Raw genomic sequence first — 13752 nt, 5'->3', positions numbered from 1 at the left:
CATGGCAGACGGCAGTGCAATGGATGGGATGGCAGCGGCGCGCTCGCTGATCGATGAGGTCTACCGCAAGGAGTCGCGGCGTGTACTGGCGACACTGATCCGCCTGCTCGGCGATTTCGAGCTGGCGGAGGAAGCCGTGCACGACGCCTTCATTGCGGCCGCGGAGCAGTGGCCGCGCGAAGGCGTGCCGGCCAATCCGCGCGCCTGGCTGGTGTCGGCCGGCCGCTTCAAGGCGATCGACACGATCCGCCGCCGCGCGCGCTTCGATGCCTCGCTGCTCGACATCGCCGAGCAGATCCATGCCGAAGGCAAGCCGACCGATGCCGACACCGAAGACCTCGAGGACGACAGCCTGCGGCTGATCTTCACCTGCTGCCATCCGGCGCTGCCGGCGGAGGCGCAGATCGCGCTGACGCTGCGCGAGGTTTGCGGCCTGACGACCGAGGAGATCGCGCGCGCCTTCCTGACGCCGGCCTCGACGCTCGCGCAACGCATCGTGCGCGCCAAGGGCAAGATCCGCGACGCCAGGATTCCCTACGAAGTGCCCGCGCGCGACCAGCTGCCGGAGCGCATCGACAGCGTGTTGCGGGTGATCTATCTGGTCTTCAACGAAGGCTATTCGGCGTCTTCCGGCGAGAGCCTGACGCGCGCCGACCTGTCCGCCGAGGCGATCCGCCTGGGGCGTCTGCTGCTGGAGCTGCTGCCCGATCCGGAAGTCGCCGGCCTGCTTGCACTGATGCTGCTGCAGGAATCGCGGCGATCCGCGCGCAGCGACGCGGCCGGCAATCTGGTGTTGCTCGAGGATCAGGATCGCGCGCTGTGGAATCGCGCGCAGATTGCCGAAGGTGGCGCGCTGGTCGAACGCGCGCTGCGTACGCGCCGGTTTGGCGTCTATACGATCCAGGCGGCGATCGCCGCCGTGCATGCCGATGCGGCGAGCGCCGCGGAGACTGACTGGGCACAGATCGTCGGCTTCTACGATCTGCTGCTGCGCGCCGATGCATCGCCGGTGATCGCGCTCAACCGCGCGGTCGCGGTGGCGATGCGCGACGGTGCGGCGGCGGGCATCGCGCTGATCGATGAATTGTTCGAGCGGCGCGAGCTGCTGGATTACCACTTGGCGTATTCGGCGCGTGGCGAGCTGCATCGCAGGCTCGGTCAGATCGAACCGGCGCGCCGCGATTTCGGCGAAGCCCTGAAACGGGCGCAGCAGGCGCCGGAGCGGCGCCTGCTGCAACAGCGGCTCGATACTCTGGGCTGATCAGTCCAGCAACACGAAATCCGATTTCGGCGCACCGCAGTCCGGGCAGGTCCAGCTGTCCGGCACATCCTCCCAGCGCGTGCCGGGAGCAATGCCGTCGTCGGGTGCGCCCAGCGCTTCGTCGTAGATGTGATCGCAGGTCGTGCAGTGCCACTTGCGCGTGCTCATCGGCTTCAGGCCGCGAGGCTGCGGAAGTCGACCTTGTCGCGTACCGCGCAATCCGGGCAGGCCCAGTCGTCCGGGATCTGCGCCCAGCGCGTGCCGGGTGCGTAGCCCTCGCGTGCGCAACCGATCGCCTCGTCGTAGATGTAGCCGCAGTCGGTGCACTGATAGCGCGAGCTGATGGCTGCGTTCATCGTTGAAGCGGCGGTCTGGTCCGTCGTGTACAGCGACGGGTGGCCGTCGTCGATCAGCGCGTTGTTCCAGCGTGCGAGCAATGCGGCGCGCTTCGGCGGATACAGGTTGGCGGTGCTGATGTCGCCCTTGAAGTGCTTGACGACGAGCGGGTCCATCTGGCGGAACCACAGCCAGGGGATGTACGCGAGGATCAGCATCGAGGCGTAGCCGGACGGCAGCTGCGGGCTGTCATCGAAGTGGCGCAGGGCCTGGAAGCGGCGCGTCGGATTGGCGTGGTGGTCCGAGTGACGCTGCAGCTGGTACAGGAACAGGTTGGTGACGATGTGGTTGCTGTTCCAGGAATGACGCGGCTGGCAGCGCTCATAGCGGCCGTCCGGCAGCTTCTGGCGCAGCAGGCCGTAGTGCTCGACATAATTGATCACTTCAAGCAGCGAAGCGCCATACGCGGCCTGCAGCAGCAGGAAGGGCAGTGCCGCCCAGCCGAGCCAGACAGTGATCGCGCCGAAGAAGATGACCGTCAGGGCCCAGGCCTGCAGATTCTCGTTCTCCGCGCTCCAGACGCTCTTGCCGAGCTTGTCGAGGCGCGCCTTCTCCAGATGCCAGCCAGAGCGCAGGCTGCCGATGACGGTGCGCGGCAGGAAGGCCCAGAAGGTTTCGCCCATCTTCGAACTCGCCGGATCGTCCGGCGTCGCGACGTTCTTATGGTGGCCCTTGTTGTGCTCGATGAAGAAATGACCGTAGGCGACCGGCGCCAGCGTGAACTTGGCGAGCCAGCGGTCGAGGGTCTCCTTCTTGTGGCCGAGTTCGTGCGCGGTGTTGATGCCGATGCCGTTGATCGCGCCGACGGTGAGGATCAGGCCGGCGTATTCGAGGATCGACGGATTCGCGGTCACCGCGATCCAGGCGCCGAGCACCGTCAACGCGTACTGCGAGGGCAGGTAGGCATAGACAATGGCGCGATAGTAGCGGTCGTTCTCCAGGCCGGCGACGGCGCTGTCCGGCGGATTGTTGCGATCGACGCCGATCAGCCAGTCGAGCAGCGGGATGATCCCGTACAGCAGGATCGGGCCGGACCAGGCCCACAGGCCGATGCCGGTCAGCAGATACAGGCCAAGGCCGGCGAGGGCGAGCGCGGGGACCAGCGGGCTGAGCAGCCACAGGTAGCGCTTGCCATCGGTCCAGGGGGTGTCGGCGGTGTTGAGGACTTGGGTGTTCATCTGCGGTTCTCCGGCGTCCGATATCAGGTCAGGTTCGGGCTGAGCGCATTCTTATCCTCGCCATCCGCCGCTGCATTGTCATTTCTTGACATCGACTTGTCATTTATGGACAGTGCCTCATGGCCATTTCCTCCGCCAATCTCGAAGTGCCGGCGCGCTACTACGCGCGCGCCGCCGAAGTCCTGATCCGCCAGGGCGTCGATATCGGCCGGGTGCTGAAGGCGGCGCGCATCAGCTTGGAGCGCATCAGCCATCCGGACGCGACGCTGCGTCTGGGCCAGGTCGAGGCGATGCTGGCGGAAGTCGCGCAGCTGACCGGTCGCAGCGATCTGGCGATCGACGTCGGCAAGGTGCTTAAGCTCAGCTCGCACAGCCTGGTCGGCTACGGCATGTTGACCAGCCCCAATGCGGACTATGCGCTGCGGCTGGTGTCGCGCTTCTTTCCGCTGGTGATGCCGACGTTCCGCATGCGCTACCGCGCCAATGCGCAGCAGGCGGAACTGCTGTTCCAGCCGACCGTGACGATGAGCGATTTGTGCTTCCAGTTTCACGTTGAGACGGTCGCGATCGCCGCGCATTGCGAAGTGCGCGAACTGCTCGATGGCCGTCTGCCGGACTACGATCTCTACTATTCGATTCCGCAGCCGCCGCACGCCGCGCGTTACCGCGAATTTCCGGAGGCGCGCTGCCATTTCGGCTGGGAGACGACGCCGGGCCTGCGCATGAAGTTCGCCGCCGATTTCAACGCGCGGCCGCTGGCCATGTCGGACCCGACCTCGCTGAAGATGGCGGAGATGCGTTGCGCGAGTCTGGTGCGCAGCGCGGTCGCCGGCGGCACGGTGGCCGACTGGGTCGGCATGATGCTGCGCGGGGCGGGCGACGGCATGCCGACGATGGTCGAACTCGCGCACACCTTGAACCTGTCGCCGCGCACGCTGGATCGCTACCTGCTGCGCGAGGGCGTGCGCTTTCGCGAGCTGTCGGGAAAGATCCGCCACGAGCGTGCCTGCAGCCTGCTCAAGGCCGGTGACCTGAATGTCTCGCAGATCGCCTACGAACTCGGGTACACCGACGCGGCCAACTTCACCCGGGCGTTCCGCCGCGAGGCCGGCGTGAGTCCGAGCGTTTACCAGAGTCAGTGAACGCTCAATGCGACAGGCGCCGCGTCTGTCCGGGCCCCACGCCGGTGACGCGCTTGTAGGTTCGCCGGAAGGCCGCCTCGCTTTGATAGCCGAGCCGCTCGGCCACCGTCGCCACTGAGATCTGCCGGTCGCGCAGCAGGCGCTGCGCCTCGGTGACGCGCCATTCGGTGAGGTATTGGAATGGGCCGATGCCGAGCAGGCCGGTGAACGCATCGGCAAAGGCGGTGCGCGACATGCCGGCCAGCGCCGCCATGCTGTCGAGCCGCCAGGGCTTGCCGGGCTCGCTGTGAATCGCCGCGAGCACGCGCGCCAGGCGCACGTCGCTGAGCGCGGCGAACAGACCGGCCGGGCTCTTCTCCTGCGCGGCAAACACGCAGACCGCCATGACGAACAGGCTGTCGGCGAGCTTGTTGAGGATGACGCGCTGACCGGGCATGCCCTGGCGCGCGGCGAAGATCAGCACATTGGCCAGGTCGCGGAAGGCCGTGCCGGCGGTTTCGGCGCGGATCACGAAGGCGTCCGGCAGGGCTCGCAATACCGGGTTGCGGTGGGCGTCCGGGAACTCCAGGACGCCACAGATCATCGTGCTGAAGCCGCGGTCGATGGCCGCCTGCGCCGGATCGTTGCTCAGGGTGTGGGCGGCGCCGCGCGGGAAAACCACCAGGTCGCCGGTCCGCAGATGCATCGGCGTTTCGAACATCGTCCCGCGGACGATGCAGGCGCCGCTGCCGATCAGGTGAAAGCTGCCTTCCGGGGTCGGTTTCTCGTCCTCGAACCAGGTGCCGCAATACTCGGGCGCATCGATGATCGATGCCTGCAGCTGGTGCGCGCTGAGCACGGCTTCCAGGACATCGTCGCGGGACGGTTGCATTGCGGTTTGCGGGGCCTGGGCGGGGATCGGGTCGAGTCGCATTGTGGCGCCGGCTGGCGTCAGGCGCGCGCCGACAAGCTAGGGGATTTTTCCCTGCATCGGAATCATCCTACATTGCGTAAGATTATCGACATACCGCTGGCCTGGTACGGGGTGTGCACAGCCAGTCGGGTTTCGGTTCCGATCCTGGGGATTTCTCGCAATGAAGCGTTCGTCTTGTCTGCATTTTCTGCCGGCACTGCTGCTGGCACCCTTTGCGTTGGCGCAGGCTTCCGAGCCCGCCTCGCATGACGTCACCGTGCCAACGACGGCCGGCGAGACGGTTGTCATCGAGTGGACCGGCACCGCGTTGCCGGGCGCGAGCGGCGCCGGCACCACCGGCGGCATTGCCGATCCCGCCGCGGCAATTCCCTGCCTGCCGCTGGGCATCGACGACGCGCATACGATCAACCTGACCGTGCCGGAAGGCACCTACGAAGACATCAGCATCACCGCCGACATCACGATCGAATGGGCGCAGGGCACCGAGATTCCCGGCGTCGGCACCGATCCGGACCTGGTGCTCACCGTCGCGCAGGGCGCAACGACGCTGGCCTACAGCGACGGCGGCACGCCGACCGAAAGCGTCGGCCTGACCAATCCGCAGAGCGGCGCCTACAAGGCGATCGTCTGCCCGTACCTCGCAAGCACGCCGACCGCGTATACCGGCAAGCTGACGCTGACCGCCGTCGGCGGCACCGAATGCATCAGCGGCCCGAGCAAGGCGCTCACGCATTCGACGGCCGCTTCGCAGAGCGGGCTGAAGGACCGCGAGCTGCCGGGCCTGGCGAACTTCGATCGTCATGCGGTCGATACGCTCGACCAGCTCAGCCCGCTGCCGCTGAACCTGCAGGGCCGGCGCGGCGATTCGCTGTTCGATCGCGCCTTGGGCAAGACCAGCTTCCTGTGGGCGCGCGACAACGCGCCGGTCGCCGCGGTCGGCGCGCTCAATGCGCGCGAACTGCTGGTCGAACGCGCCCGCGCGCATCTGCGCAGCGAGGCCAAGCAGCTGGGCCTGAGCCACGCCATGATCGACGACGCCGTCGCCTTCGACGCGCAGTACAACGGCAAGGGTCCGGCCGTCGTGCGCTTCCGTCAGCGCTTCAACGGTCGCGACGTCTATCAGCGCTCGCTCAACGTGCTGCTGGATCGCGCCAACCGGCCGGTTGCGGTGTCCGGCTACTTCGCCACCGACTACGACACGCAGACCGATGCCGCGCAGGCCTTCCTGCAGACGCCGAAGCAGGCGGTGGTTGCAGCCTGGCGCAACCTCGGCGGCGTCCTCCAGGTTGGTCAGCTAACCCGCTCGCTGCTCAAGGGCGCCTATGAACACTTCGCGGTCGCCGATCTGGACGGCAGCCATGTGTTCGAGCGCGAACCGCGCGTCAAGGCGCTGTACTACCCGCGCGCCGGCAAGCTGGTGCCGGCCTACTACGTTGAGCTGTTCGCGCGTGCACGCGCCAACGGCCAGCTGATTGCCTATGGCTTCGTCATGTCGGCCAGCGATGGCCTGATCCTCGCGCGCAAGAACCTCAAGTCCTACGCCGCGTACACGTATCGCGCTTATGCGCAGACCGACGGCGACTTCGAGCCCGAGGATTCGCCGCTGGGCAACGGCTACACGCCGTTCCCGGGCACCGATCCGCTGGAGACGCTGCAGCGCGTGCCGGGCACCAGCAATCTGGTGACGCTCGAGAATGCCGGCATCAGCACCGGCGATCCCTGGCTGCCGGACAACGCGACGGAGACGCTCGGCAACCATGTCGACGCCTGCATCGATACCTTCGACACGCCGGTCAGCGGCATCATTTCCAATCCGCTGAACATCTGCACGCCGATCCTCGGCGACTCGCGCGCCGTGCCGACCGGCCCGAACACTTTCGACTACACCATCGTTGCCGACAGCGATCCGAGCACCGAAGACGCCCGCTATGCCGCGGCGGTCAACATCTTCTTCATGACCAACTGGCTGCACGACATCTGGTACGACCACGGCTTCAACGAAGAAGCCGGCAACGCCCAGGCCAGCAACTACGGTCGTGGCGGTGAAGAGGGCGATCGTCTGCTCGCGCAGGGCCAGGACGCTTCCGGCCGCAACAACGCCAACATGGGCACGCCGGCCGACGGCGCTTCGCCGACGATGCAGCAGTACCTGTTCGACGGCCCGACGCGCGGCGTCGTCCGGCAGATCCTGCCGACCGAAGGTGCGCCGCTGAAGTTCGTTGCGGCTGCGTTCGGCGCCAAGGAATACAGCCTCGATGCGGAAGTGGTGCTGGCCGACGAGAACGACGGCGAGTTCACCACCGATGGCTGCGGCGTGACGCTGCCGGCGCTGCCGTTGCCGCTCGTCGCACTGCCGTCGATTCCGGCGCTGCCGCAGGCCTCGCTGGCCGGCAAGATCGCGCTGATCGATCGCGGCAGCTGCAACTTCTCGGCCAAGGCCAAGTTCGCATTGCTGTCCGGTGCGGTGGCGATGATCGTCGTCAACAACACCGACGCCGAGCCGATCGGCATGAGCAATTCCGACATCCCGGTCAGCGGCCTGCCGCTGCCGATCTCGCCGACCGATGCGCTGTATCCGCCGTCGGTGATGATCCGCAAGGCCGATGGCGAGGCGATCAAGGCGCTGCTGGCGAGCGGCCCGGTCTCGCTGCACATGGAGCGTCAGCCGAGCGTCGATCTGGACGGCACCTTCGACAACCAGATCATCGCGCACGAGTACTTCCACTACGTCCATCACCGCTTGACCGACTCGAGCAACCAGCAGTCCGGCGCGATGAGCGAAGGCTGGGGCGATATCGATGCCTTCATGCTGGCGCTGCGCGAAGGCGACAAGGACCTGCCGGGTAACGACAAGTACCAGGGCGCGTATGGCCTGTCGGGCTATGTCATCGACAACTTCTACAACGGCATCCGCCGTGCGCCGTATTCGACGGACTTCGCGAAGAACGCCTTCACGTTCAAGCATATTTCCGACGGCGAACCGACACCCGACGGCGGCCCCGGCCAGATCAACTCCGAAGTGCACAACGCCGGTGAAGTCTGGGCCAATGCCGTGTTCGAGTGCTACGTCGGCATCCTCAACGAGCCGCGCCACAGCTTCACCGAAGCGCGTACGCGGATGCGCGACTACGTCATCGGCGGCCTGAAGATGACGCCGGCCAACGCGACCTACACCGAGGCGCGCGATGCGATCCTGTCGGTCGTGCTCGCCGCCGACTTCGAGGACTACCGCGCCTGCTCGGACGGCTTCGCCAAGCGCGGCATGGGCCGTGATGCAGTGGCGCCGTCGCGTTCGAGCACCGACCTCGTCGGTGTCGTCGAGGACTACTCGGAGTTCGTCTGCAAGACGGACAACGGCGGCACCACCGGCGGCAATGGCGGCGGCACGCCCGACGCCGGTCGTTTCGGCGCCAGCGCCCTGGGCTTGAACACGCTGCTGATGCTGCTGGGTCTGGGGCTGCTCGGGTTCGCACGGCGCCTGCGCAGCGCCTAGCCTGGACTTCTTGCGCTGCAAGCGGAAAGCCCCGGTTCGTCCGGGGCTTTTTCGTTTCAGGTGCTCAAACATTTCCTGACCGGCACGAGACCTGCGCGGACGCATGCCCTAGAATGCCGCGCAACGCGCCCGTAGCTCAGCTGGATAGAGCATCGGCCTTCTAAGCCGAGGGTCACAGGTTCGACTCCTGTCGGGCGCGCCAACTCAGTTTCAGCCATGGCTTTGCTTGCCATCAACCGGCGCCGCCGGTGTCCGATCTGGCAAGCTGCGTCGGGAAGCCAGTCTTCAGGACTCCGACATGACCATCGAACACTACGACGTACTGATTCTCGGAGCCGGCATCTCCGGGATCGGTGCCGCCTGCCACATGAAGCGCATGGTTCCCGGCAAGACCTTCGCGATTCTCGAGCGGCGCAATGCGATCGGCGGCACCTGGGATCTGTTCCGGTATCCGGGCATCCGCTCCGACTCGGACATGTACACCTTCGGCTTCAACTTCAAGCCATGGACCGAGCCGAAGATTCTCGCCGACGGGCCATCGATCAAGAGTTACGTCGAGCAGACCGCCGCCGAGTACGGCGTCGACAAGCACATCCAGTTCGGCATCAAGGTGACCGCCGCATCGTGGTCGACCGCGGAGACGCGTTGGACGGTCACCGCGCAGCGCGAAGGCGGCGGCAAGCCGCTGAAGTTCACTTGTGGCTTCCTGCTGGGCTGCACCGGCTATTACAACTACGACGCCGGCTTCCAGCCGGAATTCCCGGGCCAGGAAAAGTTCAAGGGCCAGCTGATTCACCCGCAGCACTGGCCGGAGAATCTCGACTATGCCGGCAAGCGCGTGATCGTCATCGGCAGCGGCGCAACCGCCATCACGCTGGTGCCGTCGATGGCCGGCAAGGCCGCGCACGTGACGATGCTGCAGCGTTCGCCGACCTACATCATGACGCTGCCGGCGATCGATCCGCTGTCGTCGCGCCTGCAGCGTTTTCTGCCCGGCATGCTGGTCTACCGGATGGCACGCACGCGCAACATCACGCTGCAGCGCTTCCTCTACAGGCTGTCGCGCAGGCGGCCCAAGGTCGTGCGCCGCCTGCTGCTCGCCGGCGTGCGTTCGCAGCTGAAGAACAAGGCAGACATCCGCCACTTCACGCCGAGCTACGACCCCTGGGACGAACGCCTCTGCGTGGTGCCCAACGGCGATCTGTTCAAGGCGATCAATCGCGGCGATGCGGCCGTCGTCACCGACCAGATCGAAACGTTCACGGCCAGGGGCATCAAGCTGCAGTCCGGCGAAGAGCTGCCGGCCGACATTGTCGTCTCGGCCACCGGCCTCAACATCCAGCTGATGGGCGGCGTCAAGGTCGATATCGACGGCGCGCCGTTCGTGCCGAGCGAAAGCATGACCTACAAGGGCGTGCTGATCGAAGGTGTTCCGAATGCGGCGATCGTCATCGGCTACACGAACGCCTCGTGGACGCTCAAGGCCGACATCGCCAGCGAGTACGTCTGCCGTCTGCTGCAGCACATGGACCAGAAGGGATATTCGCAGGTCGTGCCGCGCGACACCGGCAACAACCGCGCCGAGGATACCGTCATGGGTGGCCTGAACTCGGGGTATATCCGGCGTGCCGTCGATCAGCTGCCGAAGCAGGGCAGGCAGCGTCCCTGGAAGATCGTGCAGGACTACGTCAAGGATGTGCCGATCCTGCGCTTCGCGCCGATCGAAGACAGCGAACTGCTGTTCAGCAGGCCCTAGGCGAGTCCGACGAGCCGATCAGCTGAAGCGCTTGGCCGAGAGCGCCAGGGCCTTGCTGCGTTCCTCTTCGCGATTCTTCGGCGGCGCCAGCGTGACCAGAGAGTTCATCAGCGTGCGTGCGGCATCGCTGACCTGCTGCACGGCGAGCTCGAAAGCCTCTTCGTTGATCTTCGATGGCTTGTTGAAGCCGCTGAGCTTGCGGACGAACTGCAGCGCGGAGGCCTGGATCTCGTCTTCCGTCGCGGGTGGTTCGAAATTGAACAGCGTCTTGATGTTGCGGCACATGGTGCTGCTCCGGCAGATCCTGCGTCGAGGCTAACGCAGGCTGCCGGGTTTGCTCCAGTCGGCGGGCGCTACAGATTCTGGTAGGTCGCGAACTCGAAGTTGAGGAACAGCGGCATCGCCTTGATGTCGGCGAACGGCAGAATCTGCGTCATCAGCACGCCGGCGATGCCGGTCGTTGGGTCGATCCAGTAATACGAGTTCGCCAGGCCCGCCCACATCAGGCTGCCGGCGCGGCGGCCGGTCGGCAGTGTCTTGCTGTTGATCATCCAGGCCAGACCCCACTTCTGCGGATTGTCCGGCGGCATCGGCATGTCGTTGGTGAACTGACGGTTGGCGCTGCGCACCGGCGGCACGTCGAGCGTGCCGAGGTGGTTCTGCATCATCAGATCCACGGTTTCCGGCTTGAGGATCTGCTGGCCGTTGGCCTGGCCGCGATTGAGCACCATGCGCACGAACTTCAGGTAGTCGCCCATCGTGCCGTACAGACCGCCGCCGCCCATCTCGAACTCCGGCTGCTGCGGTACTTCCAGATCGATCGGCACCAGTTGGCTTTCGACGCGGGCGTGAATCTTCGCGAGGCGTTCGCGCATATCGGCGCGCAAGCGGAACGCAGTGTCCTTCATGCCGATCGGGCCCAGGATGTGCTCGGCGAAGTATTCGCTGAGCTTCTGTCCGCTCGCGGCCTCGACGACACGGCCGGCCCAGTCGGTGCTGACGCCGTAGGACCAGCGTTCGCCCGGATCGAACAGCAAGGGCAGGCGGATGCTGTCGAGCGCGCAGCTGATGAAGCCCGGCGTGTTGGTCGCCGACTGGTACTTCTGGATGTCTTCGCTGACGAACTCGTAGGTGAAGCCGGAGGTGTGCGTCAGCAGATGCTTGAGCGTGATCGGCGTCTTGGGTGCGCGCAGGCGCGGCTTGCCGGCGGCGTCGAAACCTTCGAGCACCTGGACCTTGTCCAGCTCGGGCAGCCAGCGCGACGCCGGGCTGTCGAGATCGAGCTTGCCGCGCTCGACCAGCTGCATCGCCGCGACCGAGGTGAGGGCCTTGGTCATCGACGCGATCAGGCCGACGGTGTCGAGCGTCATCGGCGCCGCGCCGCCGAGGCTGCGCTTGCCGAACGCGCCCTCGTACAGCGTGCCTTCGCGATTGGTGATCATGGCGACCACGCCCGGGACTTCGCCAGCGTCTGCCGCCTGGCGCAGGACGCCGTCCAGCGCTTCTTTCAGGGCCATGTTCTCTCTCCGGTGTTGTTTTATTGACCGCGATCTTCCGGGATGCGGTCCCGGCGGGCACTACCCGCACAGGTAGTTTGTTCCGCTGATTCGGAACGCCAGGGAGGCTCCGATTCATATCTGCAGCCCCGTAGCCCGGATGCAATCCGGGTTCGCGCATTCTCCACAGGCGTAGTCCCCGGGTTTCACCCGGGCTACGTGTTGGAAACCCTTACGGCTGGATCGACTGGTTGCCCGCCATCGTCTGGGTGCCGACGACGATCATGCGCACCATGATTGCGAGCTGTTCTGATATCTCGGCGTGCTTCTCGCGCGGCAGGTCCATCGCCGTTGCGCCGATCGCGAACACCAGGCGGGTGATCGCCTTGGCGGTGATGGCGGGATTGGACAGTCCGGTGCCGTGCGCTTCGGCGAGGCGCACGAGGTCGATGCACAGCTCGTCCTCGAAGAACTGCAGCTCGCGTTCGACCGCCTGCTTGAACGCATCGGAGCCGACCGTGCCTTCGCGCAGCAGGATGTGCAGCAGGCGCTCGTCGGCACCCAGCTGTTCCATGAAGGTCTCGACCGAGCTGCGGACGATGCTGCGCTCGATGGTTGCGCGCTGACGCGCCGAGCCGATGATCTCGCGCAGCGAGCGGCCGGCGAGGTCGATCAGCGCAATCGCCAGTTCGTCGATGTTGTGGAAATGCCGGTAGAAACTGTTCGGCGCGATGCCGGCTTCGCGGGCGACTTCGCGCAGGCTCAGCGTCGAGACGCTGCGGTGCGGGCCGAGCAGTTTGAGCGCCGCGGCAATGATGTCCTCGCGCGAAATCGCCGCCTTGCGGCCGGGCAGGGCGCGGACCTTTTCGCTGGCAAGGGGGCTGATGGCCGTCACGGGACTCAAGGCGCTCGGAGGGTGCCAGCAGGATAGCCGGCACTATTAATATACAGTTGTATAGACATTTGTACAGCCCCCCGTATAATGGCCGCCATTCAACCGCCGGAAGCGCTCTGCCTTTAATGACGACTGCTGCCACCATGAGCCCGATGGGCCGCCTGCTCGGGCCCTTCATTGCGCCGGAAGTCTTCGACTTCTGGGCGGCGAAACTCAATCCGGCCTGGTCGTGGGCGCGCTCGCTGGCGCGGGTGGTCGAACGCCGCGTCGAAGCGCTCGACGCGGTCACGCTGGTGCTCAAGCCGAACCGCCATTTCCGCGGGTTTCAGCCTGGCCAGCACGTCAACGTCAGCGCCGAGGTCAACGGCAGCCGGGTGACGCGCAGCTACAGCCTGACCGACGTGCCGCGCAAGGACCGCCGGATTGCCCTGACGGTCAAGCGCGTCGAGGGCGGCAAGCTCAGCGAGCATCTGTGCCAGCGCGTCGCCGTCGGCGATGTGCTCGAACTCGGTCCCGCCTTCGGCGAAATGACCTGGCCGGACGCGATCAATGGCCGCTGGCTGTTCCTCGCCGCAGGCAGCGGCATCACGCCGCTGATGAGCCTGACGCGCGCCTGGGCCGCGAAGCCGGCCGGCGAGCTGACGCTGATCTACTGGGCGCGCCAGCGTGCCGAGCTGTGCTATCTGCGCGAACTGCGCGAGCTGGCGGCCAAGCATTCGAATTTTCATCTGCATGTCGTGTTGACGCGCGAAACGCTGCGCATGGGTGACGAGCTGGGCGAGCGCCTGAGCGCCGATCTGCTGCAGCGACTGGCGCCGGCCCTGGATCAGCAGCAGGTCTATGCCTGCGGCCCAGCCGGCTTTGTCCAGCAGGCGCGCGAGCTGGTAGCGGGACGCGCGCAGCGGTTTCATGCCGAGGCCTTCACGCCGCCGGCGACGATCGCGCTCGAAGCGACCGGCAGCGTGCGCGTCGAATTGCGCGCCAGCGGCCGCAGCATCGAAGTGCCGCGCGGCCAGGCGCTGCTGCCGGCGCTTGAAGCGCAAGGCATCAAGCCGGCCTATGGTTGCCGCATGGGCATCTGCAACACCTGCGCCTGCGGCAAGCTCGAAGGCACCACGCAGGATCTCAACACCGGCGACCACAGCGCCGAGCGCAGCAGTGCGCTGCGTCTGTGCGTCAACCGCGCCGTCTCCGATCTGATTCTCGATCTCTAGAAAACTGA

At 66.1% G+C, this 13752-nt stretch carries 11 protein-coding genes and 1 tRNA gene; 6 read left to right on the top strand and 6 right to left on the bottom strand.

The annotated features are described in order from the left end of the window. Positions 1–19 precede the first annotated feature (19 nt). Entirely contained in the window at positions 20–1261 is a 1242-nt protein-coding gene (locus AC3WUF_RS08880) for an RNA polymerase sigma factor (protein WP_492424596.1), read from the top strand. Here the strand turns inward: AC3WUF_RS08880 and AC3WUF_RS08875 are convergent, their stop codons facing one another. Further along, on the bottom strand, positions 1262–1429 hold the full coding sequence (locus tag AC3WUF_RS08875; protein WP_492424594.1) for a rubredoxin: 168 nt from the start codon (positions 1427–1429) through the stop codon (positions 1262–1264). A 5-nt stretch (positions 1430–1434) separates the two neighbouring features. After that, positions 1435–2835, bottom strand: a complete 1401-nt coding sequence (locus AC3WUF_RS08870) for a fatty acid desaturase (protein ID WP_492424592.1) — start codon at positions 2833–2835, stop codon at positions 1435–1437. Positions 2836–2954: 119 nt separating this feature from the next. Here AC3WUF_RS08870 and AC3WUF_RS08865 point away from each other — a divergent pair, with 119 nt between their 5' ends. Further along, positions 2955–3977 carry an AraC family transcriptional regulator gene (locus tag AC3WUF_RS08865; RefSeq protein WP_492424590.1) on the top strand — a complete coding sequence of 341 codons (1023 nt, stop codon included), beginning with the start codon at positions 2955–2957 and terminating at the stop codon, positions 3975–3977. Positions 3978–3981: 4 nt separating this feature from the next. On the opposite strand, the gene AC3WUF_RS08860 is transcribed toward AC3WUF_RS08865, so the two are convergent. Next, positions 3982–4848 carry an AraC family transcriptional regulator gene (locus AC3WUF_RS08860; protein WP_492424588.1) on the bottom strand — a complete coding sequence of 289 codons (867 nt, stop codon included), beginning with the start codon at positions 4846–4848 and terminating at the stop codon, positions 3982–3984. A 202-nt stretch (positions 4849–5050) separates the two neighbouring features. Here AC3WUF_RS08860 and AC3WUF_RS08855 point away from each other — a divergent pair, with 202 nt between their 5' ends. From AC3WUF_RS08855 to AC3WUF_RS08845, 3 genes are all read left to right on the top strand, one after another. After that, the gene (locus AC3WUF_RS08855) at positions 5051–8383 is read left to right on the top strand and encodes a M36 family metallopeptidase (protein ID WP_492424586.1); all 3333 of its coding nucleotides are present in this window, start codon (positions 5051–5053) and stop codon (positions 8381–8383) included. Between the two features lie 125 nt (positions 8384–8508). Continuing rightward, positions 8509–8585: transfer RNA gene (locus AC3WUF_RS08850), tRNA-Arg, on the top strand. Positions 8586–8681: 96 nt separating this feature from the next. Further along, a complete protein-coding gene (locus tag AC3WUF_RS08845) occupies positions 8682–10139 on the top strand; it encodes a flavin-containing monooxygenase (RefSeq protein WP_492424584.1) in 1458 nt (485 codons plus the stop codon). A gap of 18 nt (positions 10140–10157) precedes the next feature. Here AC3WUF_RS08845 and AC3WUF_RS08840 read toward each other — a convergent pair whose 3' ends face one another. The 3 genes from AC3WUF_RS08840 to fabR form a co-directional block, all read right to left on the bottom strand. Next, positions 10158–10424, bottom strand: a complete 267-nt coding sequence (locus AC3WUF_RS08840) for a DUF2277 domain-containing protein (RefSeq protein ID WP_492424582.1) — start codon at positions 10422–10424, stop codon at positions 10158–10160. A gap of 68 nt (positions 10425–10492) precedes the next feature. After that, complete coding sequence (locus AC3WUF_RS08835) at positions 10493–11656, bottom strand: serine hydrolase domain-containing protein (protein WP_492424580.1); 1164 nt, start codon at positions 11654–11656, stop codon at positions 10493–10495. A gap of 211 nt (positions 11657–11867) precedes the next feature. Beyond that, entirely contained in the window at positions 11868–12530 is a 663-nt protein-coding gene (gene fabR, locus AC3WUF_RS08830; protein ID WP_492424578.1) for an HTH-type transcriptional repressor FabR, read from the bottom strand. 143 nt (positions 12531–12673) lie between these two features. On the opposite strand from fabR, the gene AC3WUF_RS08825 reads away from it, so the two are divergent. Then, the gene (locus AC3WUF_RS08825; protein ID WP_492424576.1) at positions 12674–13744 is read left to right on the top strand and encodes a ferredoxin reductase; all 1071 of its coding nucleotides are present in this window, start codon (positions 12674–12676) and stop codon (positions 13742–13744) included. The last annotated feature ends 8 nt before the right edge of the window (positions 13745–13752 follow it).

The sequence above is a fragment of the Fontimonas sp. FW305-C-3 genome, assembly GCF_058783185.1.
The sequence above is the reverse complement of the archived record's forward strand: the minus strand, read 5'-3'. Positions and strand labels throughout refer to the sequence as shown.